Annotated in this window: 22 protein-coding genes; 4 read left to right on the forward strand and 18 right to left on the reverse strand. The window is 68.1% G+C overall.

The features are described 5' to 3' along the window. Nucleotides 1-17: 17 nt before the first annotated feature. Nucleotides 18-1,181: an FAD-dependent oxidoreductase gene (locus ACH35V_RS14100; RefSeq protein WP_395972530.1), complete on the forward strand. Its 1,164-nt coding sequence runs from the start codon at nt 18-20 to the stop codon at nt 1,179-1,181. Between the two features lie 9 nt (nt 1,182-1,190). Continuing rightward, nucleotides 1,191-1,994, forward strand: a complete 804-nt coding sequence (locus ACH35V_RS14105; RefSeq protein ID WP_395972532.1) for an alpha/beta fold hydrolase — start codon at nt 1,191-1,193, stop codon at nt 1,992-1,994. 472 nt (nt 1,995-2,466) lie between these two features. Here the strand turns inward: ACH35V_RS14105 and ACH35V_RS14110 are convergent, their stop codons facing one another. The 14 genes from ACH35V_RS14110 to ACH35V_RS14175 all read right to left on the reverse strand — a co-directional run bounded on the left by ACH35V_RS14110 (nt 2,467) and on the right by ACH35V_RS14175 (nt 19,918). Next, nucleotides 2,467-2,769 carry a hypothetical protein gene (locus tag ACH35V_RS14110; protein WP_395972533.1) on the reverse strand — a complete coding sequence of 101 codons (303 nt, stop codon included), beginning with the start codon at nt 2,767-2,769 and terminating at the stop codon, nt 2,467-2,469. Between the two features lie 407 nt (nt 2,770-3,176). Next, nucleotides 3,177-4,097, reverse strand: coding sequence for an SDR family NAD(P)-dependent oxidoreductase (locus ACH35V_RS14115; protein WP_395972535.1), 921 nt, complete (start codon nt 4,095-4,097; stop codon nt 3,177-3,179). A gap of 198 nt (nt 4,098-4,295) precedes the next feature. Next, the gene (locus ACH35V_RS14120) at nt 4,296-6,086 is read right to left on the reverse strand and encodes an AMP-dependent synthetase/ligase (RefSeq protein WP_395972537.1); all 1,791 of its coding nucleotides are present in this window, start codon (nt 6,084-6,086) and stop codon (nt 4,296-4,298) included. A gap of 208 nt (nt 6,087-6,294) precedes the next feature. Beyond that, nucleotides 6,295-7,239 (reverse strand): hypothetical protein, encoded by a 945-nt coding sequence (locus ACH35V_RS14125; protein ID WP_395972539.1) that lies wholly within the window; start codon nt 7,237-7,239, stop codon nt 6,295-6,297. Nucleotides 7,240-7,266: 27 nt separating this feature from the next. After that, entirely contained in the window at nt 7,267-8,535 is a 1,269-nt protein-coding gene (locus tag ACH35V_RS14130; RefSeq protein WP_395972540.1) for a phosphotransferase family protein, read from the reverse strand. After that, nucleotides 8,532-9,329, reverse strand: coding sequence for an enoyl-CoA hydratase/isomerase family protein (locus ACH35V_RS14135; protein ID WP_395972541.1), 798 nt, complete (start codon nt 9,327-9,329; stop codon nt 8,532-8,534). The genes ACH35V_RS14130 and ACH35V_RS14135 overlap by 4 nt, the downstream gene beginning before the upstream one ends. Beyond that, a complete protein-coding gene (locus tag ACH35V_RS14140) occupies nt 9,326-10,186 on the reverse strand; it encodes a 3-hydroxyacyl-CoA dehydrogenase family protein (RefSeq protein WP_395972543.1) in 861 nt (286 codons plus the stop codon). The genes ACH35V_RS14135 and ACH35V_RS14140 overlap by 4 nt, the downstream gene beginning before the upstream one ends. A gap of 88 nt (nt 10,187-10,274) precedes the next feature. Further along, entirely contained in the window at nt 10,275-11,783 is a 1,509-nt protein-coding gene (locus tag ACH35V_RS14145) for a class I adenylate-forming enzyme family protein (protein WP_395972739.1), read from the reverse strand. Nucleotides 11,784-11,785: 2 nt separating this feature from the next. After that, complete coding sequence (locus tag ACH35V_RS14150) at nt 11,786-13,009, reverse strand: thiolase family protein (RefSeq protein WP_395972544.1); 1,224 nt, start codon at nt 13,007-13,009, stop codon at nt 11,786-11,788. 12 nt (nt 13,010-13,021) lie between these two features. Beyond that, a complete protein-coding gene (locus tag ACH35V_RS14155; RefSeq protein WP_395972545.1) occupies nt 13,022-14,170 on the reverse strand; it encodes an acyl-CoA dehydrogenase family protein in 1,149 nt (382 codons plus the stop codon). 57 nt (nt 14,171-14,227) lie between these two features. Continuing rightward, the gene (locus tag ACH35V_RS14160) at nt 14,228-15,190 is read right to left on the reverse strand and encodes an LLM class flavin-dependent oxidoreductase (protein WP_395972546.1); all 963 of its coding nucleotides are present in this window, start codon (nt 15,188-15,190) and stop codon (nt 14,228-14,230) included. 57 nt (nt 15,191-15,247) lie between these two features. Then, on the reverse strand, nt 15,248-15,955 hold the full coding sequence (locus ACH35V_RS14165) for an ABC transporter ATP-binding protein (RefSeq protein ID WP_395972547.1): 708 nt from the start codon (nt 15,953-15,955) through the stop codon (nt 15,248-15,250). Further along, a complete protein-coding gene (locus tag ACH35V_RS14170; RefSeq protein ID WP_395972548.1) occupies nt 15,952-18,711 on the reverse strand; it encodes an ATP-binding cassette domain-containing protein in 2,760 nt (919 codons plus the stop codon). The genes ACH35V_RS14165 and ACH35V_RS14170 overlap by 4 nt, the downstream gene beginning before the upstream one ends. A 31-nt stretch (nt 18,712-18,742) precedes the next feature. Then, nucleotides 18,743-19,918 (reverse strand): ABC transporter substrate-binding protein, encoded by a 1,176-nt coding sequence (locus ACH35V_RS14175; protein ID WP_395972549.1) that lies wholly within the window; start codon nt 19,916-19,918, stop codon nt 18,743-18,745. Between the two features lie 420 nt (nt 19,919-20,338). Between ACH35V_RS14175 and ACH35V_RS14180 the strand changes: the two genes are divergently transcribed. Next, nucleotides 20,339-21,232 carry an SDR family NAD(P)-dependent oxidoreductase gene (locus tag ACH35V_RS14180; RefSeq protein ID WP_395972550.1) on the forward strand — a complete coding sequence of 298 codons (894 nt, stop codon included), beginning with the start codon at nt 20,339-20,341 and terminating at the stop codon, nt 21,230-21,232. A 90-nt stretch (nt 21,233-21,322) separates the two neighbouring features. Here ACH35V_RS14180 and ACH35V_RS14185 read toward each other — a convergent pair whose 3' ends face one another. From ACH35V_RS14185 to ACH35V_RS14200, 4 genes are all read right to left on the reverse strand, one after another. Beyond that, nucleotides 21,323-22,111 (reverse strand): nuclear transport factor 2 family protein, encoded by a 789-nt coding sequence (locus ACH35V_RS14185; RefSeq protein ID WP_395972551.1) that lies wholly within the window; start codon nt 22,109-22,111, stop codon nt 21,323-21,325. Then, complete coding sequence (locus ACH35V_RS14190; RefSeq protein WP_395972553.1) at nt 22,108-23,235, reverse strand: CaiB/BaiF CoA transferase family protein; 1,128 nt, start codon at nt 23,233-23,235, stop codon at nt 22,108-22,110. Before ACH35V_RS14190 ends, ACH35V_RS14185 begins: the two co-directional genes overlap by 4 nt. Further along, entirely contained in the window at nt 23,232-23,567 is a 336-nt protein-coding gene (locus ACH35V_RS14195) for an enoyl-CoA hydratase/isomerase family protein (protein ID WP_395972554.1), read from the reverse strand. Before ACH35V_RS14195 ends, ACH35V_RS14190 begins: the two co-directional genes overlap by 4 nt. A gap of 72 nt (nt 23,568-23,639) precedes the next feature. Further along, the gene (locus ACH35V_RS14200; RefSeq protein WP_395972555.1) at nt 23,640-24,542 is read right to left on the reverse strand and encodes an acyl-CoA dehydrogenase family protein; all 903 of its coding nucleotides are present in this window, start codon (nt 24,540-24,542) and stop codon (nt 23,640-23,642) included. A gap of 99 nt (nt 24,543-24,641) precedes the next feature. Between ACH35V_RS14200 and ACH35V_RS14205 the strand changes: the two genes are divergently transcribed. Then, entirely contained in the window at nt 24,642-26,417 is a 1,776-nt protein-coding gene (locus ACH35V_RS14205; RefSeq protein ID WP_395972557.1) for an acetyl/propionyl/methylcrotonyl-CoA carboxylase subunit alpha, read from the forward strand. Nucleotides 26,418-26,438 lie beyond the last annotated feature (21 nt).

Here is a 26,438-nt window from a genome sequence, read left to right on the forward strand (position 1 = left end):
CGGAAGGGAACCGAACCGTGCCACCGACCAGGACCGCGGAAGTGATCGGAGCGGGCCTCGCCGGGCTCACCGCCGCCACCGCGCTGGCCCAGCGCGGCTGGTCGGTGCGGCTGCACGAGCGCGAGTCCGAGATCCGCGCGATCGGCGCCGGGATCTACGTCTGGGGCAACGGCCTGGCCACCCTGGAGGCGCTCGGCATGTACGAGGAGGCCGCGGCCGGCGCCCATGTCGGCACCGCGCTCGAAACCCGCGACCACCGCGACCGCACCGTCGAAGAGCTGCCGATCAACGGACCCGGGCAAGCTCGCGTCCTCACCATCATGCGGGACCACCTGATCGACACGCTGATCGGCGGGGCGCGCAGGGCCGGCGTGGAGATCCGCACCGGCTCCGAGGCCGTCGAGGCGACCCCCGACGGCCGCGTCCTGCTGCGGTCCGGCGAGACGGCACGCGCGGACGCCGTCCTCGCCGCCGACGGGGTCAACTCCCGCATCCGCCGCCAGTACGACGTCGTCGCCCGCCGCGCCGCCATCAAGCAGGGCGCGACCCGGCTGACCGTCCCCCGCTCCGCGGAGTTCGTGCCCGCGGCCGACCAGGGCAACTACATCGAGTACTTCAGCGGCCGCCGCCGCGTCCTCTACACCCCCAGCAGCGAGACCAACCTCTACGTCGCGCTGGTCGCCGACGAGGACGACCGCCCCGCCAGCCGGATCCCGATCGACACCGCGTCCTGGATCCGGTCCTTCCCCCACCTGGAGGCGCTTCTCGGCGCCTGCGCCGGCGTCGCCGGACGCTGGGACACCTTCCAGTTCCTCACGCTCACCCGCTGGTCGATGGGCAGGCTCGCGTTCCTCGGCGACGCGGCGCACGCCCAGCCGCCCTACCTCGGCCAGGGCGGCGGCTGCGCGATGATGAGCGCCCTCGGCCTGGCCGACGCGCTCGGCGACCCGTCCGCGCCCGTCGACCAGCGGCTACGCGACTGGGAGTACGCCGAGCGCCCGACGATCGAGCACACCCAGCGCTGGTCCTACCGCCTCGGCCACCTGAACAACCTGCCCGACGCCGCCCGCTCGTCCCTGCTCAGGGGGAGCCGCCTCCTTCCGCGCCTCGGCGCGTCCCGCATGCGCGCGGCCCTGACCGTCCCGACCGGCGCGGGACGCTTCGCCGGAACGTCCCGCTGAAAGGAAGACATGACCGACCTCAAGACCATCGACGTCGCGGGCCACCCGATCACCTACCAGGACCGGGGCCCGTCGGACGCGCCGGCCGTCGTCCTGCTGAGCGGCTGGTGCCACGACCACCGGCTGTTCGACCAGCTCGTCCCCTACCTCGAGGACCTGCGCGTCCTGTGCGTGGACTGGCGCGGCCACGGCGAGGACCGCTCCCCCGTCGGCGACTTCGGCTACGCCGAACAGGCCGCCGACACCCTCGCCGTCCTCGACGCGCTGCGCGTGGACCGGTTCCTGCCCGTCTCGCACTCGCACGGCGGCTGGGCCAACCTGGAGATCGCCGAACGGACCGGCACCGCACGCGTGCCCCGCCTCATCGTCGTCGACTGGCTGATGACGCCGCCGTCACCCGACTTCGCCGCCGGGCTCGCCGCCGTCCAGGACCCCGACCGCTGGACGGAGGCCCGCCAGGCCCTGTACGACGTGTGGCTCAACGGACACCACCACGAACGCGTCCAGCGCCACCTCGACGAGGAGATGTCCGGCTTCGGCTTCGAGATGTGGGCCCGCTCCTGCCGCGTGATCGCCGGCGCCTACGCCGAGTTCGGCTCCCCCCTCCAACGGATGGCCCGGCTGAGCGAGCACCGCCCGATCAAGCACCTGTTCTCCCAGCCGACCACCCGCTCCTACGAACAAGCACACATCGACTTCCGAACCGAACACCCCTGGTTCGACTACCGCCCCCTGAACGGCCCGACCCACTTCCCCACACTCGACTCCCCCAACAAGGTCGCCGCAGAAATCCGCACCTACACGACTACGTAGAGCCGACACTACGTATCCATAAGGTCGATACCGAGACCCACCCAGCACGCCAGCGGCGACGATCCGGCGTGGGTTCACTGGGTTAGTCCTCGGGCAGAGAATTACCCCATGAAGCGGGGTGAGTAAAACGCAAGGGCACCAGTTCCGTTTCGTCACCGATAGTCCAGCCTGAGCATTCACAAAAATCTTCAGGTCGTTGGCGCGGAAGAGCGCGATCTCACCCGGCCCATCGCCCTCCAAGCTCTTGTCGAGGCTGGCGAGAAGCCCAGGGAGGACGGCTGACAGCCGGTCCTCACGCACGTAGAGATTCCTCGGCTGATCCGGCTTGCGGAGCTAGGCGCTGGCGTGACCGTGACGGCACCTATACCCGGCGCGCCCGTTGACCTGGTGCGCGTCCATCCGCCGCATGCAGATCCCGCACATCACCAACCCGGCCAACATATAGACACGGTAGCCACCGTCCCGCGTGCGCTCACCAGCCCAGGATGTTGCCCGCGTCGTCATAGGTGTAGGTGGCGTTGCGGTCGTTGCCGACGACGTTCTCGCGGCGGGTGCTGGAGATGGAAAGGCGCTGGGTGCCGTGTTGATAGGTGAGGGTGTTCCAGGTCCGTTTGTCGCCAGAGCCCAGTTCGACCAGTTCGGGTTCGCCGGTGGGGGTGTACTCGGTCGATCCCACATAGGTGGCCTGCCCGCTGATCAACCGGATGGGGCGCTGGTAGTCGTCGTAGGTGCGGGTGAGGGTTTCCTGGGGCAGCCCGCCCGCTGCGGGTAGCACGTCCTGGTGGGGTGTGCCGTCCAGGTTGTAGGTCTGGGCGTGGGTGTAGGCACCGGCGACCAGGCGTTCCTGTGTGCGGCGACCGAGTCCGTCATAGGAGAAATGGTTCTGAGACTCGACATCCCCGGGGAGTTGACGTTGAACAATGCGAGCTCGGGGGCGCCGCAACCGAATAGGTGGCGTAGGCCTTGTCGACCTGACCGCGGTCGTCGTAGAAGGTGTCGGAGACCAGGCGGCCTTCGGGGCCGGTGGTCTGGGCTTGTCGAGGGCGCACGTGTCCGTCGTAAAGAGCAATGGAGGGCCGCTGACCGCCGGAATTGGTGAGCGTCTTTGTTGTGCCGGCGACGATCTGACCATCGGTGATGCGTATGGTGATCAGGGTATTGCCGCGGATTCTGCACGCAGGCTCATTTCGTTCCCAGCCGTACTGCAGCGTCGATACGAATCGTCTCCCCGTTGAGCATCGGGTTGTCCACGATGTGTTCTACGAGCGCGGCGAACTCGTCGGCCGCACCAAGCCGTGCGGGATGGGGGACCTGCTCGCGCAGCGTGGCCACTTGTGCCGGCGTGAGCCCGTCGAGGATGGGAGTGTCGAAAATGCCCGGCGCCACGGTCATCATCCGGATCTTCAAAGGCGCGAGGTCGCGAGCAACGGGCAGCGTCATCGCGACGATGCCGCCCTTCGCCGCGGCATAGGCGGCCTGTCCGCGCTGCCCGTCGTAGGCGGCGATCGAGGCTGTCGCGACAACGACGCCGCGTTCGCCGCCGACCGGGTCAAGTTTGGCCATCTCCGCCGCAGCGAGCCGAATCAGATTGAAAGTCCCGACCACGTTGATGGTCAGCGTGTCAGCGAAGCCATCGATCGGTGCGGGACCGTTGCGACCGACGGTCTTGTGAGCCGTGGCCGTTCCCGCGCACGCGACGGCCACCCGCAGTGGAGCGACGGCAGCGGCCGCGGCGACCGCCTCCTCCACCGCCGCCTCGTCACGGACATCGCCCGGCACGAAACGCGCGGCTGCTCCCAGTTCGCGGGCCATATCTTCGCCTCGCGAGGCGGGCAGGTCGAGGAGGACCACGAAGACGCCGCGCGTAGCCAATCGCCGCGCTGCGGAGAGCCCGAGTCCGGAAGCGCCTCCCGATATCACCGCTGAAATTCCTTGGACGTCCACAATTACCCTTCGTTCAAAACCGAACGCGTTTAACATCCAGATGTATGGTTTGCGTCGATCGATAAAGGCGGCGAGAACCTTCTGTGCGTTCTCGCTGGTTTGACTGGACGGTTTGCGCGAGCCCTTCGGTGAGGCTTCACCTCGTTCCACGGCCATCATGGGAGGCAGGCGGACGTGGCATCACCGCTGACGATGTCCGCAGTGGCACGGAAGTGGTCACCGGTGGTGAGCCCGCTGAATCAACCGGCCCGGCCACTCACCAAGATTGTGTTGTGGCGCTCGGGTGAGCTGGTGGTTGAGGTTGGGGACTCCTTCCCGCGCCGAATCGCGATCGGGGTCGCGGAGCCCATCTGTGGCTCATGTGTACAACTCCTCGATGACTTCTGCGTATCGGCTGAGAATTTCGCGACGACGCAACTTGGAGGTCGGCGTCAGCAGTTCACCTGGCAGCCATTCTTCTTCAACGACCCGAAACTTCTTGATCTGCTCTGGGTGATTGAGCCGTGCGTTCGCTGCGGCCACGGCATCCTCTAGCGCGGAACGTAGCGCCGGGTCGCCGACAAGTTCCGACAACGACGAAGCGTTCGATCCGGTTCGGCGCGCCCATGCCCGAGCGTACTCCAGGTCCAAAGTCAACAGGGCTACGTTGTACGGTCGGCCGTCCCCGATACAGCAAGCCTGGCAGATCAGTTTCGACGAGCCCAGGATCGCCGCCTCCACAACGGCGGGCGAAATGTTTTTACCCGCGGAACTGATAATCAATTCTTTCTTGCGGCCGATAATTCGCAGGAAACCCGCGTCGTCGAACTCGCCCAAGTCACCGGTGTGCAGCCAGCCCTCCGGGTCGATCGCGGCGCCGGTCGCCTCCACGTTGTTGTGGTAGCCGAGCATGATGGCAGGGCCACTCATGAGAACCTCACCGTCATCAGCGAGAGTTATGTTCATGTATTGGGTCGGTCGTCCAACAGTGCCGAAACGCATCGTGTCGGGCGGTGAGGCGGTGCCGGATCCGGCGCTCTCCGTAAGGCCATAAGCTTCGCCTAGCGGGACACCGAGGGCATGGAAGAACTCCATCAGCGCGGTGGCGTTCGGAGCCATGGCCACGACACCGACCGTCATCCGGTCAAGTCCGACCCTGCGCTTCCACGGGCCGAACAATTTATTTCGGGCTTGGAGGATCTCGTTTGTCCGAGCCACGTCGACGGCCTCTCCCCGACGCCGTCGTTGTACCAGTTCGAGACTTTCGGCGAATGCGTCCCGGACCGCCGTGGCCCTCTCGCTCGTCAGGCCCAGAACCCAAGTTTCGAAATCGGAGCGGAGCTTCTCGAAGAGCCGTGGCGGAGCGAACAGGTAACCGGGACGGATAGCGGACAGGGCACCTGGCATGGTGCGTGGATCATCCACCGTGACGATCTCGAGTCCGCGAACGAGCGGGATCACGTACCCACCGATCCGATCCGCCACATGCGCCGACGGCAACCACGAAGCCACCGTTACTCCCTCGGCGATCTGGAGGTCCACCACCGAGGCGACCGCCGCGGTGAGCAGGTTCCTATGGCTCAGGACCACGCCCTTGGGCGGACCGGTGGTCCCACTCGTGTAGATGATCGTGGCCGGGTCGTCGGCGCAGAGCGGGGGCAGCGACGTCGGCGGCAAGGATTTGGTTCGTTGGCCGGCGTCCGATATGTACTCAGCCAACGACGCCCAGCCCGGCCGCTCAGGTTCGTCCACTTGTACGCGGAGAGCCGGTAGTCGGACGTCTGCCAGCGAGGCAATGCGCGTCGACTCAGCGACTATCATGACGGCATTTGAGTCGCTTAGGGCGTGCTCGTGCTGCTCCGGCGATGAGCTGGCATAGAGCGAAAACGGCACCGCACCTAGTTTCACCAGTGCCAAGTCGACGACAAAGAACTCGGGGCTGTTGCCGATCAGCAGCGCTACGCGGTCACCGGAGCGGATCCCCAGCTCCTCGAATCCCGCGGCGATGCGGTTCGAAACCTCGTCCACCTCGCGCCAGGTCCACCTGAGCGACCGGTCCACCGTCCGTACCGCCAAATCTTCAGGACGGCGGCGCACCGTCCTGGAGAGCGCGGTAACGAGCGTCGAGTCGGCGCCCACCAGATCCCTCGGGTCGTACGCCTGTTCCATCAGAGCACCACCCTTGCTCTTGCGCGGATTGTGGTCGCAACAACTCCGCACCCCTCTCGCTCTGACCTCAAGGGGCCCCTTCTTAGCCGCACCCCGCTGGCGCGAGATGCGCAACCCCTGCCGTGGTGATCGCCCCAGGGAATCAATGGTTCCTCCGTCGGGAAGTTCACTGAATGGCAAGTCCGACGCCATATTCGCCCGCTGAGCTTCAGGAGCCGCCGGGCATAAGTCTCGCGTAGCCCTCGGTCCGTCGATAGGTCCGCAGCCGACCCGGCGACCAGGTGTCCTGGTCTTCGCCGTACATCGTGGTCCCGTCGGGCAGTGTCCAGGCCACGGAGGAGACGAAGACGACGTACGGGCTGGTGTAGAGCGTCATCTGGCCGCGGACCGTGCCGGTGATCTCGCGACGGCCGGTCGGGTCCTCGACGATCAGACTGATCGACACGGGCCTGCCCCTGTCGTCGCGGTCGACCGTGCGTTCGGCGAGCGTGAAGTCGCGCGTCACTCCATCGGCGAGAGAGAAGCCGGTCATGAAGCGTGGCCGGTCGTCCGAGTCGAACCGGACCGAGCAGTGGAATCCGGAGCCCTGCCTGTCGGCACCGTAGCTGTAGCCGAGTCGAGTGAGCTGTTTGTTCTCCCGGCGCGGACCCCATGTGCGATCGCGCATCTCGACACCGTCGATGGGGATGCTCCGGCCCTGCAGGGTGATGACGCCTCGCGTCCGGCCGAACTGGTCGATATGGCCGACGCCGTCGCGCACGCCCAGTTCGTGCGGCGGGTGGACCGCCGTGAAGGTGATGTCGGCGGAGAACTCCCCGCCGTCGTCGAACCGCAGGCGGTAGGAGGTCAGCGGTTCGAGCACCTCGAAGCTCAGGCCGTTCGGCAGCCGGAAGTCGCAGGGGCCGGCTACGTCCTGCGGAATCGGCAGCTGCCACGCCTGCTTGTAATAGAGCATCTCCCAGGGCTCGGCCGTCCCCGGGCCGAAGACATAGATCCCGCACGACATGACCCCGAGCTCCGGGCGGAACAGCGGGTAGAACCATACGACGAGATCATCTTCGGGCACGTTGGCCGCGAACCAGGCGGTCTCGGCCCAGTGCTCGGGGTCCTTCACGGCGGGGTGGAAGCCGTCGTCCTTCGGTGTCATGGGCATGGCGAAGGTTCCTTCGCGTGGTGGTGGCTATCGGAGAGTCGGCAGTGGGGTACGGGTCATGCGGACCGCGCGTGGGAACGGGGACAACTCCGCCGCGGCCGTTTCGGCGAGCGCGTGGAGCCGATCCTCGCGCCCGGCGGTTGCCTCGTGCCGTCCCGCTCCGGGCGCCGATGAGTGGCTTGCGGCCGAGGCCGTCCCCGACTCCCAGGTGGTGGCGAGCTGGTCGGCAAGGCGGTGCATGAGCTTGGTCCGTCGTGTCGCGTCGGCGTCGTTCTGGACCGACGGCAGCAGTTCGGTGAGCCCCAGGGCGATCTCCTTCATGACATCACCGCCTGGTCGGCTGACCGTCGGCGCGGCGCTCAACTCGGGTACGGGAAGGCCGGCGACGGTCGCTACCTGTACGAGCAGGGCCCATTGCAGAGCCGGCCTGAGCGAGAGGTGGACGAACCGTCCGCGTCCCGGCCGGCCGTGCTCGATCGCCGAGAGCACGATGATCAGGTTTCGCATCAGGACGACGGCCTGCCAGTAGGCCAGTCGACCCGGGTCGAGCGCCATCTGCGGAAGTCGCCTCCCGTAGACGTCGCGGACCTCGTCGGCGAAGTCCGGGATGGTGACGCCGAACATCCAGGCCCTGACCGCGATCCATGCCAGGTCGTCGTGCACGTCCCCCACATGCGCGAACTCCCAGTCGAGCAGTGCCGTCACGTGTCGACCGTCGTGGAGGAAGTTCGCCGGTCCCGGGTCGCCGTGGCACAGCACGAGTGGCCCCTCCCCCGGATGGCACTCGAGGAGGACGTCCCGGGCGAACTCGACGAACGGGGAGGGGCGCGCCGCCTTTTGCCGGTGCACGTCCCACCACAGGTCGATGTCAGCCCGGGAATGGGTCGCGAACCCGGGCAGTGATAGCTCACTCACGTTCAAGGTGTGCAATTTCGCCAGCTCGCGTAGGTACGGCGCGAGAAGCTCGGGTCGCCACCGGTCGTCGCCCTCGGCCCAGTCGGTGATCAGAGCGTCGCCGGCGGGACTGACCGCCCTCAACCGCGGCACGGCGAGACCCTGACCGGCCAGTGCGGCGTACACGGTCTGTTCTCGGTTCAGGCTGAGCGCGGTTCCGCTCAATGGGCCGCTCCCGGTCTCGCAGCGAACGGCGAACGGCCGCACCGCTCCGTCGGCGCCCTGCACCATGGCCTTCCAGACGATGCGGGAGTTGCCCGCTGACAGCCGGGTCACCTCGACGACCCTCGCTCCGAGCACATCCTCGACCCAGGGCTGGAGCGCCGGCCAGGTGCCGCTCATCGTCGCCGGTACGGGGTCCGGTTGAACCTGGGGGGTCTCTTCTCCAGGAAGGCCCTGAATCCCTCCTCGAAATCCTCGGACTCGAAGGTCTGGAGGAAGAGATCTCGCTCGAGGTCGAGGCCCTTGGCCAGAGGCAGGGCGGTGCCCTGGTCGATGGCCGCCTTCGCGGCCTGCACGGCGACCGCCGGGAGTTCGGCGAGCGTCCGCGCCAGCCGTACGGCTTCGGCGACGACCTCGTCGGCGGGGAAGACCTGCTCGACCAGGCCGACCCGCAAGGCTTCGGAGGTGTCGATCACGCGGCCCGAGAAGAGCAGATACTTGGCGACGCCGACTCCGACCTTGCGGCTCAGCCGCTGGGTACCGCCGCCGCCGGGGATCAGCCCGAGCCTCGTCTCGGTGAGCCCGAACCGGACGTCCTCCGCGGCCAGGACGACGTCGCAGAGCAGAGCCAGTTCCAGCCCTCCACCCACCGCGCTCGCCTGCACGGCGGCGATGACGGGGATCGGCAGGGCTTCGATCCGGTCGAACAGGACTCGGCTGCGGGCCGCCCGCTGCGGCATCGCGCCCGTCTTGATCAACTCTTCGAACTCCGTGATGTCGGCGCCTGCCACGAACGCCTTGGACCCCGTTCCCGTGATGACGACCGCACGGACGTCGTCGGCGGCCTCCAGCCGGTCGGTCTGCTTGGACAGCTGGTCCAGGACGTCTCCGCTGAGTGCGTTGACTGGAGGATGGTCGACCCGGACGATGGCGACGCCGTCGGTGACCTCGAGGTGGACGAGTTCGGCAGTCACTTGCTCTCCTCGGGATAGTCCCGCAGTCCGCGGCCGGTCTTGCGGCCCAAGTGCCCCGCGCTGACCAGGGACCGCAGCATCTGCGGCGCACGGAACCGATCACCGTAGTGGTGCGTCATGGCCTCGGCCGCGTAGAGCACCGTGTCGAGGCCGCCCAGGTCCATCGTGTCCAGCGGCCCCATCGGGTGGTTGAACCCGAGGACGCAGGCCTTGTTGACGTCCTCGACGGTCGCGATGCCCTCCTCGACGATCCGCATCGCCTCCAGGTTGAACAGCAGGATCAGCCGCGAGGTGATGAAGCCCTGGTTCTCCTTCTTGCAGACGACCGTCTCCTTGCCGCATGCGGCGGCGAGCTCCTGAGTGGCGTCGAGCGTGGCATCGGAGGTGGCGATTCCGCGCACGATCTCGATGAGCCGCATCACGGCCGGCGGATTGAACCAGTGCGTGCCTATCACCTGCTCCGGCCTCTGGGTCGCCGAGGCGATGGCGCTCACGCCGAACTGCGAGGTGTTGGTGGCCAGGATCGCGTGATCGGGGGCCGCGGCGTCCAAGCGGGCCATGATGTCGCGCTTGAGCTCGAGATCCTCGGGGACGGATTCGATGGCGTAGTCGATTCCGGCGGCGGCGGCGTCCAGATCGGTCGTGGACGCGATCCGGGCACGCGCGGCGGTCGCCTCGCCCTCGGTCAGCGTTCCGGCCTTGACGAGCCGGCCGAGGCTCTTGTCGATCCGGTCCTCGCCACGGTGGAGTGCCTCCTTCGTGACGTCGACGAGCCCGACCTCGAATCCCGCCTGAGCGAGTACCTGTGCGATGCCGTTCCCCATGGTCCCGGCGCCCACGACGAGTGTCTTCTTCACCGTTGGTTCCTTACCTGCTGTTGGACGGACGTTCCCGACTGCCCCGGCTCACCCGACGTTAGGGCCGACTCGCCGACGTTAATGCTGCTCACCTGACGTGTCCGTTGTCGTAGAACTGTTCGTTGAGAACATGACGCATGACCTTTCCGCTCATCGTGCGAGGAAGCTCGGGCACGATCTCGATCCGCACCGGACGCTTGTAGTCGGCCAGGTCGCTGAGCACCGAGGAGAGGTCGTCCAGGGAGAGTTCGGGGTGGTCGGTCACGACCACGGCCACGGGCCGTTCACCGAACTTGTCGTCGCGGGTGGCCACGACCGCCACCTCGAGCACGGCGGGGTGACCTGCCAGGACCCGTTCGATCTCGGCGGGGTAGACGTTGAGCCCGCCGGAGATGAGCATGTCCTTCTTCCGGTCCACGATCTTGACGAAGCCCTCGTCGTCGCGTTGCGCAAGGTCACCGGTCTTCAACCAGTTCCCGTCGAATGCCGCGTCGGTGGCTTCCGCGTCGTGGAGGTAGTGCGACATCACCGTGGGCCCCTGGATGAGGAGCTCTCCGGTCTCACCGGCCCCGCACTCGCTCCCGTCCTCCGCGCGGATGCGGACCCGGTGGTGCAGTACCGGGATCCCCGCGTATCCGATCTTCCGTCGTGCTTCGCCAACCGGCAGCTGCAGGGTCAGTCCCGATGCCTCGGTCAAGCCGTAGGAGCCGACGAGGGCGATCCCTCGCGCGTGCCAGGTGGCGATCAGCGACTCGGGAATCGGCGAGCCGCCGCTGCGGGCGACCCGGAGGCCATCGAGCTTGGCGGTGCCGAATCTCGGGTGCTGCGCCATCTTGGCGTAGACGAGCGGGACCTGCGAAAGCATGGTGACCCCGTCATGCTCGATGAAGTCGAAGATCTGGTCCACCTCGGCGGCCCGGGCCAGCAGGATGCCGGCGCCGGAGGCGATCATCGGCATCGCGGTCGGCAGCAGCGGACCCGCGAAGGCGAGGGGCACGGCGATCAGTACCCGGTCATCGCTGCGGACATCGTCGCACCGGGCTGATGCTTCGGCGACGGCCATGACATTGGCATGGGTGAGCACCGCTCCCTTGGGATGGCCGGTGGTCCCGCTCGTGAACAGGATCGCGACCGGATCGTCCCGGGCGACGTCCTCGGCCGTGTGAACCGTTCCGTGGGACGTCAGCTCGTCGATCGAGTCGCCGTCGCCGTCGATCCGGGTGGTCCGTTCCACGGGCACCAGCTCTGCGAGCTCGGCGGCAGCGCCAGTGAAGGCGTCGTCATGGAACAGCCAGGACACCGCGGTGTGCTCGACCTGGAACCGGAGTTCGGCGTGGGTGAGCCGGGTGTTGAACGGCACCACGATGGCGCCGAGACGGGCGATCCCGAAGACGGCGTGCAGGTATCCGGGATGGTTGTGCGCCAGGATTCCCACCCGGTCGCCCTTGCCCACTCCGTGGTGCCGCAAGCCGCCGGCGATACGGCCGACGGCGCCTTCGAAATCAGCCCACGTCTCGCTCGCGCCCTCGAAGAGGATCGCCGGGCTCGCCGGTGTGTACCGGGCGTTGAACTCCGGCCAGCTGGAGATTCCGCCCATGCTCACCGTTCCCTCCTCGGTTCGGAGTGCTCGCGCTGCAGGGCGATGCCGTCCCCTTGGGCCAGTCCACCGCAGATCGCCGCGACCCCGCGTCCGCCTCCCATTGCCTCCAGGCGTCGGGCGAGTGTGAGGGCCAGCCGAGCTCCTGACGCGCCCGCCGGGTGCCCGATGGCCACTGCGCCTCCGTTGCCATTGGTCCGTTCCAGGACGGTCGACTTCGCGATACCGGTCCGCTGTTCGAGCACGGTCGCGGACGCCAGGGGCACGCAGGCGAACGCCTCATTGATCTCGATGGCGTCCACCTCGTCCAGGGTCCACCCGGCGCGCTCCAGAGACTTCTCGACGGCGTCGGCGGGTGCGATCGCGATCTCCCGCATCGGGCGCGCGATGCTCGCGGTTCCCGCGATGGAGGCCAGCGGCCGCAGCCCATGCTGCTCGGCGAAACTCCGGCTGACGATCACGACGAAGGCCGCGCCGGTGTCCTGGCCGGGCGCGGTGCCCGGCGTCACCAGCGCCGTCCCGAGGACCGCCGGCAGCGCGGCGAGCTTGTCCAGTGACCCGCCGCGGCGGGGAAGCTCGTCGTGGTCGAGGGTGGACGCGCCATTGTCGAACGGCACGATCTCGTCGTCGAAGAAGCCCCGGTCGAGCGCCTCGAAGTACGCCTGATGGGAACGCAGGGCCCAGGCGTCGGTCTCGGCACGCGTTACACCGAGCTCCTGGGCGACCTCACTCGCGTCGAGCGCGACCGGGTTCCCTCCGATGTCCGCGCCGGGATCGGACATCGGGTCTTTGAGGACGGGAGCACCCCGCTTGATCCCCCACCTCACGTCCGAGGGCACCAGCATCGGCGCGCGTCCCATGTTGTCTGTTCCGCCGGCGACCACGACGTCGGCCTGACCCGTCGCGATGTCCCTGGCCGCCATGGAGATCGCCGTCATCGAGGAGCAGCAGGCCCGGTCGATCGTGAGCGACAGGCGGTCGACCGGAATACCCGCGCGTACGGCCGCGACTCGCGCCGGGATGGTGCCGTCCATGGCCACCTCCGACGGCGTCGTGACCCCCAGGTAGGTCACGTCGACCTGATCGGGCCGGACACCGACCGACTTCAGGGTCTGGGTGATCGTGTAGGCGGCCAGGTCGACGCTCGGGACAGAGCGCAGGGCGCCGCCGAACTTGCCGAAGGGCGTACGGCGGCCGCCGAGAAGAACTACGTCGTGTGTACTCATGGGGACCACCTCCTAGTAGGACCGCGGCAGGCCGAGCGCCGCGGTCGCGATGTGGTTCAGCGCCAACTCGCGGGCAACCGGGACCGTCTGGTTGAGCCGCAGGTGCGCGAACCGCTGATACACCATGGACTCGGCGGTGAATCCGCTTCCACCGAATGCCTGCAGAGCGGCGTCGGCAGCTGCGAGCCCCGCGTCGCATGCCGCCACCTTCGCAGCGTTGCACAGGACACCCGCACCAGCGGCGCCCGCAGCCGCGACGGAGGCCGCGCGCTGGGTCATCAGCCACGCTCCCTCAAGCCGTACCCATGCCTCGGCGAGCGGATGCTGGACCGCCTGGTGCTGACCGATCGGCACGTCGAAGACGACTCGGGACTGCGCATGCGCCACCGCCCTGGCGAGCGACCAACGGCCCATGCCGATGGCTTGCGCGGCGACCGCCAGGCGCTCGGGGTTCAAACCGTCGAAAAGCGCGCGCGCTCCGGCGCCGGCCGTTCCGACGACGGACTCGTCGCCGACCTCGACGTCGTCGAGATGCACCGTCCACTGGCGCTCGAACGTCGCCATCTCCAGCTTCACCGGGGCAAGGCTCAGCGCCGGGTGCGGAAGCGGAAGGAGGAAGAGCGTGATCCCTCCGCTGTCGGCGTCCTTGGCCGCGACGATCAGCGCCTCGGAGTCGTCGATCGCCGAAATGTAGGTCTTCTCCCCTGTGATCCGCCAACCGCCCTCCACGCGTCGAGCGGTCGTCGTCATCCGGTTGAGGTTGGAACCGGCCCCCGCTTCCGTCATCGCGAAGCAGAAGCGTGCGCTCCCGTCCGCGATCTTCGGCAGCCATGTGCTTCGCAGCTCCTCGCTCGCGTGGCTGGACAGGATGCCCGCGGCCACCCCCTGGGAGATGGCCAGGCGCCCGCAGGGCAGGCCCCCGGCCGCGATCCGCTCGATCGCCAGACAGAGGTCGAAGAGGTCGCCGGCACCGCCGTAGTCCGCGGCGATGCCCAGGCCGGTGATGCCCGCCTGCCGGACGAGCCGCCACTGGTCGGCGGTCGCCTCCAGATCGTCGAAGCGGCGGTCCTCGAAGCGGCGCCCTAGTTCGAAGGCGAGCGATGCGAGCGCCTCCTGTTCCTCGGTGAGGACGACGAGGCGGGACTCCGAGATGCCACTCATGTCAGCGTGACTCCTTCGCGGTTGTGTTCGGCACGCGTGTGACCCGCGGTGCACTGCTCAGACATCTTCGATGGCGGCCCGGAACGTCGAGGACCACAGTTCGACGTGTCGCTGCATCGGCTCGGCCGGCACTCCGGGAAGCATCGCCCAGGTGAACACGGTTCCGACGTTGCTCCCCGTGTAGTGGTCGCAGACCAGCTCCGCCGCGTGATCGGGGGTGGCGATCAGCAGTCCGCGCATCCCGCGGTCCAGGCCGCCCGCCCTTGCTTCGACGGCCCCGGCGGGGGCCGGGGGACGCGCCCCTGACCGCACAGCCTGGGAGTTGTAGGACGCCCAGAGGTACTCGTACGCCTCTTCGACGACCGGTGCGACGCGTTCGGGTTCCTCACTGAGGAAGATGTTCACAGGCCCGGCCATGTGAGCGGCGCTGAGGTCGAATCCTGCCTCGAACAGCCCCTCGATGTAGGGCGCTTCGAGCCTGCGGTCGGCCGAGAGCAGCCGAAGGCCGGCCTGCCCTGTCCGACGCGCGGCCCGTGGACCACCGCCCGCCACCCAGAGCGGGAGCGACGGCTGCACGGGTCGCGGCGTCAGGCCGGGCGAGCGGAGCGCGGACCTGACCTCATCGACCTTGTCGAAGAGGATCTTCAGGGGTTTTTCGAACTGGGTCTGGAAGAGGGCGTATTCATGAGCCAGATATCCCGATCCCAGGCCCAGTTCCAGTCGGCCGGCACTGATGACGTCGACGACCGCCGCCTCCTCGGCGAGGTGGACCGGGTGCCGAAGTGGTGCGAGCGTCGCGGCCGTTCCGACGCGCACCCGGGTAGTCCGGGCGGCGACCGCGGCGGCGAAGACGAGAGGCTGTGGGAGATAGCCGTCATCGACACCGTGATGCTCACTGAGCCACACCGAGTCAGCGCCCAGCGCCTCGCCCAGCTCACAGGTCCGCAGGGCTCGTTCGTACACCGACGAGTGAGCGGACCGGCCGGGGTTGCGCAGGTCGAAGTACAAGCCGACCTTCATCGGTCCCCACCGTCGGCCGAGGAGAGCATGGCGGGGGCCGTCTCCCCCGTCTGGCCATCAGACATAGAGCTCACTGATCTCCTGCATCCGGTCCGTGAGCGCCGAGGACGATTCGGTGATCTCGATCCGGCCACGCCGCATGACGGCAGTACGGTCGGAGACGGCGAGCGCCTTCCCCACCTGCTGCTCGATCAGCAGCACTCCCAGCCCTCGCTCCTGGGCGGCGGTCGTCAGGACGTCGAAGATGCGGTCCACGACCATGGGAGCCAGGCCGAGCGACAACTCGTCGGAGATCATGATCTGAGGGTGTCGGGCGAGGGCCCGCGCGACGGCCAGGATCTGTTGCTGTCCGCCGGAGAGGAGACCCACGCGACGCTTGAGGTGGGGCTTGAGTTCCGGGAAGAGTTCCAGCGCCTCGTCCGGCTCGACACCGCCGACGCGGAGGTTGTCGCGGACGGACAGCCCCATGAACACACACCGCTCTTGGGAGATGTAGGCGGTTCCCCGTCGAGCGCGCTGGGACAGAGAAGACCCGTGCACGGCCCTGCCTGCCACCTCGATCGTGCCCGCCGTCGGCTTGAGCCGTCCCGCGAGAGCCATCGCCGTCGTCGACTTGCCCGCACCGTTGCGTCCGAGCAGTGCCAGCACCTCTCCGGCACGGATCTCCAGGTCCAGGTCCTGCAGGACCGCGACGGAGCCGTATCCGGCGGACAAACCGCGGGCGCTGAGCAGCACCGGCTTCTCCGGCGTCCCGGGCTCGTTCACTTCGCCACCGCCCCTTCGCCCTGGACGTTGGGGTCGTCCGCACCCCGGCCGATGTACGACGCGATGACCTCGGGTGACGCCCTGACCTCCTCGGGCGATCCCGACGCGATCACCTTTCCGAAATCCAGAGCGGTCACCACGTCGCTCGTGCCCAGCACGAGGTCGACGTCGTGCTCGATGAGCAGTACCCCGATCCCTCTCCCGTGCGCCACGAGGCGTATGGCCCTCGTCAGCTCTCGGCGTTCGGTGTCGTCAAGGCCCGAGGCGGGTTCGTCCAGAAGGATCACCTGTGAGTCGGTGGCCAGGGCCCGGGCGATCGCGGCCAGGCGTTGGCGGCCGAACGAGAGCTCGCCGACACGCCGATGGAGGTCACCCTCGAGATCGAGCATCCGCACGATCTCCCGAGCCGCGGGCGGCAGGTCTCTCCGCGACGGAAGGACCAGGTCACGCAGCAGTGTCGGTCCCGCGGAGGATTCGGTCGCGACCCGGATGTTGTCCTCGACGTCCAGGTCCGGAATCAGCTCGACCGACTGGAACGAGCGGCCGATGCCGATCCGGGCGCGCTGCCACGGCTTGAGTGGACCGAGACCCTGATCGCCGAGGGTGATCCGACCCGTGCGCGGCGAGACGAAACCGCTGATGACGTCCAGCAGCGTGCTCTTGCCGGCTCCATTCGGACCGATGAGACCGTGCACCGTGCCCGGTTCGAGGGCTAGGTCGACGTCGGTGAGCGCGTGGACGCCTCCGAAGGACACGGAGACACCGCGAACCTCTAGCGGCAGACAATGGCGAGCAGGCTTCGCGCTTGGCTTCGACGCGGTAACCGTCTCCGGCTCCAAAGAGTGAGCGGCGGACGCGGACGGTTCTTGAGCCGGTTGCGACGGCATCTCATGGCCCGGCGTGGATGAGGGCCCTCGCCGCAGACGGCGTCTGACCGGCCGGGCCGCGTCCAGAAGCACTGAGGCGATGCCGTCCTGGTTGAGCACGACCGTGGCGAGCAAGGCGATCCCACCGATCAAGGGAAGCCACGATGACTGCCCGCCGATGATCGTCTCGACCAGTTGCGTTCCGATGCCACCGGGGGCGAACCCCATGCCGAGCAGCGGTCCCGCGATGAAGCCGAGTCCGCCGATGACCGTCCACGCCAAGACCTCGACCGAGGACTCGAAAGTGAAGCCGCCGAACTCCACCGAGGGGCTCCGGAAGACGTACAGCACTCCCCCGAGCGCGGCGATGAAGGTGGCGATGGAGAATGCGGTCGCCTTGACCAGACCGACCCTGATTCCCAGCGCGGCGCTCGCACGCTCATTGCCGCGGACGGCGACGAACCGGCGGCCGGTGGCGCCCCGCCGCAGGTTCGCCGCCAGGACCGCAGCGATGACGAACACCGCTGTCGCCAGGGCGAGGTACCGCTCCGGGTAGATGATCGGAGACAGGTCCCATCCGGCCAGGGACGGTGACGGGACGCTCTGTATCTGGCTCTGGCTGAAGACGGCGGCGTACAGGGCGACGGCGAACGACACCGTGATCACGGCGAGGCTGGCGCCTCGCATGCGCATGGCCGCGATCGAGAGCAGCAGACCGATCGGGATGGTGAGGGCAGCCGACGCCAGCAACAACACCGGGAAGGGCACGTCGAACCGCTGGGAGAGCTGGACCGCGATGTAAGCCCCGCAGCCGGCCAGGCTGAACTGCGCCAATGACAACTGGCCGGCATATCCGGTGATGACCACTGCCGACAGCATGACAATGGCGATGATCATGCTGGTGAGGACGGCGTCCACCCACTCCGGGTCCCCGTTCACCACGAACGCGACCGAGACGCCGACCCAGAGGACCGCCCACCAGCCGATGCGCCCGCTGCCCAGTGACGGCAGCCGCATCCCCACGAACCCGCGCTCCGGGATGGCCGACCCCCTGACCAGCATGAGGACCACGATGATGGCGAAGCTCGCGATCCCGGCGATCCCTCGGACGTCGATGTTCTCGCTTGCGATCGCTTGGACCACCTGCACGACCAGGGCGCCGATCAGCGTGAGCGGGAAGGACAGCAGTCCGCCGAACAACGCCGCGCCGAGACCCGGCACGAGCAGGGCGTTCAGGGTCACGATGTTGGCGCCCGCAACGGGGGCGAGCATGGCTCCGGCGAGACCGGCCAGGCATCCCCCCAGAAACCAGTTGGCGCTCGCGACCCGGGTGCTGGAGACGCCGAGGGCGGCGGCGGAGACGGCGTTCTCGGCGACGGCGGCTGTGCGCACGCCGAAGGACGTGTAGCGGTACGTCGCCCACAGCGCAGTGGTCACGCCGATACCGATGAGCAGCAGCCACAGGCGATCCGCCCCCACGGTCGCCCCGCCGGGGAGCCCGACCGTTCCGGACGGGAGGAGCGCGGGGACCGTGCGGGTGGTGCTGCCGTACGTCAGCAGCAGAGCCGACTGCACAACGATCATCACGCCTATGGAGCCGATGAGCTGAGTCAGCTTGGCCGCGTCACGCAACGGATGCATGACCGCCACGTGAATCAGCGCACCGACCAGGCCCGACCCCAGGACCGCCACGGCAAGGGCGACGATCGAGGGGATTCCCCAGTTGACGACCGCGTCCCAGTAGAGGAGCGCGCCGAGTGAGGCCTGAGCGCCGTGTGCGAGGTTGATGACGCCCGTGCTGCGGTAGATGAGGACCAAGCCCAAGGCGAACATCGCGAGCATCGCCCCCGGGCCCAAGGACTGGACCACGGTCGTGATGAGGTCGGACATGAGAGGTGGGTTCTCCAGATCGGTTCTGTTGTCAGGAGCCGCTCTTGATCGCCTCGACCGGCTCGCCTTGCTTGATCGCTCCACCCTTGATGACGCCGGGGTACACGGTCCATGAAGGGATGCGGGGGTAGTCCTGGACCGGGCCCGGCTTGGCGAACGACACCTTCTCGGCCCACGCGACCGTCTCACCGTCGATGGAGTTCAGCGCCTTGACGAAGGACTTGCGGGTCACGTCCCCGTCGATCTTCTTCATCGCCAGAGCCGCCAACTGGACCCCGGCCCAGGCACGCATGCCGAGAGAGGTGGCGGGCTTGCCCGGTGCGAACTTCTTCATCTCCGCGGCGAAGGCCGCCACACCGGGCGCGTCGGAGGGCACGAAGGGGTTGGCCGAGACCACGACCGTGCCTTCGGCGGCGGCGCCGCCCTCCTTGAGCATGTCCGGGTTGATGATGCCGTTGGTGATGACCAGGGGCATGGAGGTTCCGGACTTCTTGAGTGCCTGCCAGAGCCGGACCTGGTTCACGGCGTCCACGTTGCCGGCGATGGCGGCGGCCCCGGACGCCTTCGCGCGGGCGATGTAGGGCGCGAAGTCGACCGCGTCCGGCGGGATCAGGACCTGGCCCATCACCTTCGTGCCGCTCTGCTCCGCGCCGCGCTTCAGGCCGGTGAAGGGAGCGGCCGCGTAGGCCTCGTCGAGCTGGACCGGAACGAGGCTCTCGGCCTTCAGGTAGGTACGCGCGACCTCCGGGAACGCGACGAAGTTGAGCGAGCCGGAGTCGAGCGGGTAGCTCATGGCGCTCTTCCCGTCGATCTCCTGGAGAGGGGCGGGGACGAGCGCGGGCAGGCCCGCGGCCTCCAGAATCGGCCACGCCGTCGAGCCGTACGACGTGATCAGGCCGACGACGCCCACGGCACCGTCACGAACCGCCGACTGCAGGCACCGGCGCAACTCCTCCTGATCGTTCCGGTCGTTGCAGACCGTCAGCTCGATGGTCTTGCCCGCCACACCGCCGCGCTCGTTGAGCGCCTTCACCGCGGCACGAGCGGAGTCCTCCATGAAGGGAAGCGAGTAGGCGCGTGACTCCAGAGTCGAGACGAGAGCCAGCTTCAGCGTGTCACCGGACCCGGCCTCGCCCTCCCCGCGGCCACAACCGGCGAGCGCCAACGAGCAGGCAAGGCCGGCAGCGGCCCACATGCGAAGGTTCATGACTTCCCTTCCGTCCCACGCCAGTTTTACTGAATGGTAAGTCGAATCCATCTGCCGTGCAAGGGGCTGCCGAAGCCCGTTTCGGAGTTCGCCGGGCCGGCCGGGCGAGCGTTGCGAAGCCGAACACCGCAGGAACCCGCCGGTCTGAAGATCGCCTCTCGTTATTCGTGATCGACGTGGCCGGCCCGCTTCCGCCGCCGGCCGGCCCGCCGGGTTCGCCCTGACCGGATCCTTGAGGCAGTCCGGTGGCCACCCGGGGACGCCGTGACTCACTTGATCGCCGCGGCTCGGCTTGCCGGCGTGGCGCGAGCATCGCTAATTTACCGATCAGACAGTAAACGTCCGATCAGGTCCGCTGACGTGAAAGGGCACGAGGCCGATGAAGGCTGGCAGGTCGTCCGCGCTGGTCGGTAGGCGTACATGAAGGAATCCCTCCTCCACGGCCAGGTCGCGATCGTGACCGGTGCAGGCGCGGGTCTGGGCAGGCACTATGCGCGGCTGCTCGCCGAGTTGGGAGCGGCTGTAGTCGTCAACGATGTGTCTGCGCACGCGAGCGACGTCGTCCGCGAGATCGAGCGGCACGGAGGACGCTCCACGGTGAGCAACCACGACGTGTCGGATCCTGTCCAGGCCGGCGAAATGGTACAGACAGCGCTCGACGCGTTCGGTGGGCTCCACATCGTCGTGAGCAACGCCGGAGTCATCGACCGCACGGCATTCATCGACATGGACTCTGCCGTGTTCGACAGGGTGATGAAGGTCAACGCCTACGGCGCTTTCAATGTGCTCCGCGCATGCTGGCCGGTCCTCGTCGAGCAGAAGTACGGGAGGGTGGTCGCCGTCAGTTCGTCCAGCGCCTTCCTTCCCGCCGCGGGCATCGCCCACTATGCGGCGTCGAAGGGCGCGGTCCTCGGATTGGCGAAGTCCCTTGCGATGGAGGGTGCGGAACACGGCATCACCGTGAACGTCCTCGCGCCGAGCGCCCTGACAACGATGACGGCCGCCGGCCCATCCGCCCACGATGAAGAGGCCTTGAAGCGGGCCGAGGCGATGATGTCCCCGAGGCTCGTGGCTCCAGTGGTGGCCTGGCTGGTGCGTCCAGAGAACGCGTTGAACGGTGAAGTCATCGAAGCGGCGGCCGGCCGCGCGGCGATGAACTTCGTCGGTTCGACCCGGGGCTTCTGGAGTCCGGACCTGACGGTCGCAGAACTCGTCGAGCACAGCGACACGGTGTTCGACCTGCGAGACTTCGCTGTGCTCAAGGACATCACCGAGCTCAACGCGTGGTTGACGACTCGCACGACAGGCTGGTGAGCCGCACCAGGCCCCGGACCTCTGAGCCGAGCAGTCGGGTAGTGGGGCCGTCGGCGGCGACACGTTGCCCGCCGTCCGGCGTGCCAGCACTCACGTCAGCTCTTGCATGCGGCGCAGCATGGAATGCCGGTCGCTGACGAGCTGGCCGGTGAGCTGCTCGTTCACGTCGACGACGCCGGTGACGAAGAGCTCGGCGGAGCGGCCGATCCACTGGTCCGAACCGGTGAGTCCACCGGTGTACGTCCCCTGGATCATGGCGTGGAAGGCGACCGTGCGGCCGGCGGAGAAGAGGTCGAGGATCTCGGCCCGTGCTCGGTCCCACTGGGCACGGGACGTGCCGTCATCCCAGCGCGGGCCGGAGCCGTCGAGCCAGCGCCCGGATTCGATCCATCCCGCGACGCGCCATTCGGCGTCCGGCCTCGGTGCGACGACCTCGATGCTCCATGGGTCAATCCCGGGAGGGTCGATGGCCGCTGCGATCCCGCTGGCCAACTGCTGCTTGCGAGAGTAATAGTCCTGCTCCACCCGGCACTCGGTGAGGACCTCGCCGTTCCAGCGGTACAGGCTCACGCCCTGCCACGCGGCCGCACGCCCGTCGTGGATGGATCGGCCGTGCTCGGTGAAGTGCAGCGCGGCACGATCACCATTGGTGACCAGGCGGTGGACGGTGAATCCAAGCGTCGGGTACTGCCGGTATTGACGCTTGGCCGCCCGCTGGTACTCCTCCTGCCGTCCGCGCAGGACCGAGGTACCCATGCGCAACACGTAGTCGTCGGCCATGATGCGGTCACTAACGGAGAAGTCGTGCGCCGCCGTGTACGCGTAGGCGTAGGTCCACAAAAGGTCGCTGAGGGTACGGGGCTGGTCTGTGACGGTCATCGCGGAGCCCTGTCGGAGAAAATCTCGTCTACCGGCGCGGATTCGAGGGGTGTCGGCGAGCGTGGTGCGCCCGCGGGCGTGCGGGAGAAGCGCGGGGCGGGCGCGGCCTGCACGACGCCGCCCACTTCGACGAAGGTTGATCGCGCGGTCAGGTGCGGGTGGCGTGCGGCCTCCGCGTAAGTGAGCACGGGGGTCACGCAGGCGTCGGTGCCATCGAATTTCTCGGCCCATTCGTCCCTGCTTCGTTCCGCGAACCGGGCCTGGAATGCGTGGCGCATGGTGGGCCATGCGGCGCGGTCGTACTGGTCTCCCCAGGTCGGCTGAAGGCCCAGCCCGTCGAGGAGGGCACGGAAGAACTGCGGTTCCAGCGCTCCCACTGCAATGAACCGGGCATCGGCGCAGGAATAGGTGTCGTAGAAAGGTGCGCCGCCGTCGAGCAGATTGGCTGCCCGCTCGTCGGCCCAGCCTCCGGTTGCCCGTAGAGCAAGGAGGGGCTGGCTCAGCAGCACCGCACCGTCGACCATGGCCGAGTCGACGACCTGGCCGCGGCCGGAGCGTGCACGTTCGTAGAGTGCGGACAGGATGCCGACCAGGAGCAGCATGGAGCCACCGCCGTAGTCGCCGACAAGGTTGAGGGGCGGTGCGGGTGGCTCGCCCGCTCGTCCCATGGCATGCAGTGCGCCGCTAAGGCTGATGTAGTTGATGTCGTGCCCGGGTGTCTGGGCGAGCGGTCCGGTCTGGCCCCATCCGGTGACTCGGGCGTAGATGAGGGACGGGTTGCGCACGGTGAGTTCTTCGGGTCCCACGCCGAGGCGCTCCGCGACGCCGGGGCGCATCCCCTCCACGAACACGTCAGCCCGAGCCGCGAGCGACGTGACGGTGGCGCGGCCTTCGGGCGTCTTCAGGTCGGCGGCGACCGACCGGCGTCCGCGCAGGCCGTGGTCGGGCTCGCCGGGGTCTCCGATCTTGAGTGCGCGCCCCGGCGGCCGCTCGATGCGAACCACGTCGGCACCGAGGTCGGCGAGGACCTGGGCCGCGTGCGGCAGCGGGCCGATCGCGTCGAGTTCGACGACCCGCAGCCCCACCAGCGGCCCGCTGCGTGCTCCGTCCGGTGCGGCGTTCACGACTGCGGCTCCTTCGTCAGGCGCGGGACTGCGGCAGGTGCTGCGGCGTCCCCGAGCGCTCCGCAGCGACTGACCACCTCGGATGCGCCGGTCTCGTCGGCCGGTTCCGGCAGCCAGGAGACGTCCGCGCCAGCACCGAAGGTCGCCTTGGCGGAGCCGAGGACGATGGCGGTGACCGCCTCGTCCGCCCAGGCGTCGTCGAGCTCACCGGCCAGGTCGGCGAGCAGACGCCCGCCGACGACGTTCATGGACCGATCGGGACGGTCGAGTTCGAGGACGGCGACACCGTCCCCGTCACTGCGACGGATGGTCCGTTCGAGTTGAGTGCTCATCAGTCTCCGGTGATTGCGTTCATGGGCCTGTCGACGATGCGCCGGTCGATGTGGTGGGTGTGATCGGCGCGGTCACAGGCCGATCGAGCGGCCGATGATCTCCTTCATGACCTCTGTCGTCCCGGCGTGCTGGAAGCTGCCGATCCGGGCGCCGAAGGCCTCCCGCGTGGTGGCATGCGCCAGGCTGAGCTCGTAGGCGCGACGGGCCTGGGCTGTCGCCTGCACCGCGACGGCCAGCCGTTCTTGCACGAGGTTGCTCATCATCACGTAGAAACCACGGTTCTCCTCGCCGAGCAGGTGGTCGGCGGGAACCCGGACGTCAGCGAAGAACAGCTCGGCTGTGTCGGCGGCGTGCTGGCCGATCTTCTGGAGCTTGGCGCCGCGGGAGAATCCAGGACGATCCGCCTCCACGACCAACAGGGAGATTCCCTTCCGTCCGGCCGTCGGCGCGGTCTTCACCGCGACCACGACCAGGTCGGCGTTGAGACCGTTGGTGATGAACGTCTTACTGCCATTGACGACGTACTCCGCGCCGTCGCGTACCGCGGTGGTGGCGATGTTCGCGACGTCGGAGCCGGCACCCGGCTCGCTCATGGCCAACGCCAGGATGGTCTCTCCGGAGATCACACCCGGCAGCCACCGCTCGCACTGCTCTGGCGTGCAGTCGCCCAACAGATAGGGCAGCGCGATGTCGGCCTGCAGCGACAGGCCCAGGCCGACGGAGAGGACGTCAGCCGCGGCAAGCTCCTCGGAGAGGATGGCGTTGTAGCGAAAGTCGGCTACCCCGGCTCCTCCGTACCTCTCGGGCGCCGACATCCCGAACAGCCCCAGCGTCCCCGCGGCGCGAAAGAGTTCGCGGCCGACGAGGCCTTCCTGCTCCCACTTCCCGCGGTTCGGGGCCACGTGCTCCTCAACGAACCGCCGCACGCTGGCCCGGAACGCGTCATGCTCCTCGCCGAACAGGTCTCTCTTCACGGGCCTCCTCCCCCACCTCTTTTTACTGAATGGTAAGTCGAATGCTAGGGTGGGGCAAGTCGGTCCGCGGGTGGAGAGGTTGTCCTGGTGTTCGAGTCAGTGCTGGTCGCCAACCGTGGCGAGATCGCCGGCCGGATCATCCGAGCATGCCGAGAGCTGGGCGTGCGGTCGGTCGCGGTGTACTCCGAGGTCGACGCTGATGCACCGTTCGTGACGCTGGCCGATGAGGCCTACTTGCTGGGCCCAGCCCCGGCGAACGCCAGCTACCTCGCCATCGAGCGGATCATCGCGGTGGCGCGCGAAGCCGGCGTCGACGCGATCCACCCGGGGTACGGGTTTCTAGCTGAGAACGCGGCGTTCGCGCACGCGGTCGCCGATGCCGGTCTTGTGTTCATCGGGCCCGCGCCGCGCGCCATCGAGGTCATGGGCGACAAGCTCTCCGCACGCCTGGTCGCACTCGAGGCCGGGGTACCGGTCGTGCCCGGTACTGCCGACCCGGTGACGGAGGTAGAGGAGGCCCTCGCGTTCGGCGCGGCACACGGGTATCCGGTCGCGGTGAAGGCCATGTTCGGCGGCGGCGGACGCGGCATGAAGGTCGTCCGCGAGGCCGGCGAGATGGCCGATGCCCTCGAGAGTGCCCAGCGTGAGGCCGCCGCCTCGTTCGGCCGGGGCGAGTGCTACCTCGAACGGTACCTCGAGCGGCCCCGGCACATCGAGGTCCAGATCGTCGCCGACCAGGACGGGACGACCGTGCACCTCGGCGACCGCGACTGCTCGCTGCAGCGGCGCCATCAGAAGCTGATCGAAGAGGCGCCGGCGCCCGGGCTCAATCCGGAGGTGCGCACCGCGATCGCCGACGCGGCGATCAAGGTCGCCCGCGCCATGGCGTACGTCAACGCCGGCACCTGCGAGTTCCTCCTCGACGCCGACCAGACGACCTTCTACTTCCTCGAGATGAACACTCGCCTGCAGGTGGAACACCCCGTCACCGAGCTGGTCACCGGAATCGACCTCGTCCACACCCAGCTGCGGATCGCCTGTGGTGACGGGATGGGATTCAAGCAAGAGGACGTGACCGTCCGGGGGCACGCGATGGAGGCCCGGATCAACGCCGAGGACCCGCACCGCGGTTTCCTCCCAACACCGGGACTGATCACCACGCTCGACCCGCCCCTGGGCCCGTGGGCCCGGTTCGACACCGCAGCCCGCAGCAACTACGAGGTGCCGTCACAGTACGACTCGATGATCGGCAAGCTGGTGGTGTGGGCCGCAGATCGGGACCAGGCGCGTGCCCGTCTGCGGCTGGCCCTGGACGAATTGAGGATCACCGGCATCCCGACGACGGTGCCGTTCCACCAGCTTGCGGTCGACCACCCCGCCTTCGCTGCCCTCACCCACTCCACCATGTCCGTCGAACGCGAATGGGAACTCGACCAGATGCCCGCCTCGTCGACGGAGTCACCCAGCAAGGACCTCACGGCAACGGCACCGCCCTCGAACCGCGGTCATGGCCACCGAACATCGCGCGAGGTCGCGCTCACCATCGGAGGTGAGACGACGTACGTGACGGTCTATGGCACCACAACGCCGCGCATCGAGGACGGCGGCATGTCGCGGCGGCAGCGTGAGCGCGCCGCGGGCGCCGGTAACGGCGGCTCCGACGGTCCGCGGCTCACCGCGCCGATGCAGGGTGTCGTGGTCAAGCTCGCGGTCGAAGACGGCACCACCGTCACTGCCGGGGACCTGATCTGCGTACTCGAGGCCATGAAGATGGAGAACCACATCCATGCTCACCGCGACGGTGTCGTCCGGTTCCCGCACGCCGCCGGCACAGCGGTCGAGAAGGGCGCGATCTTGGCCACGATCGGCGAGTGAGGACGAATTCCCTCGTCCCAC

It is taken from the genome of Actinomadura sp. 1N219 (assembly GCF_044326405.1).
GTDB lineage: Bacteria > Actinomycetota > Actinomycetes > Streptosporangiales > Streptosporangiaceae > Spirillospora.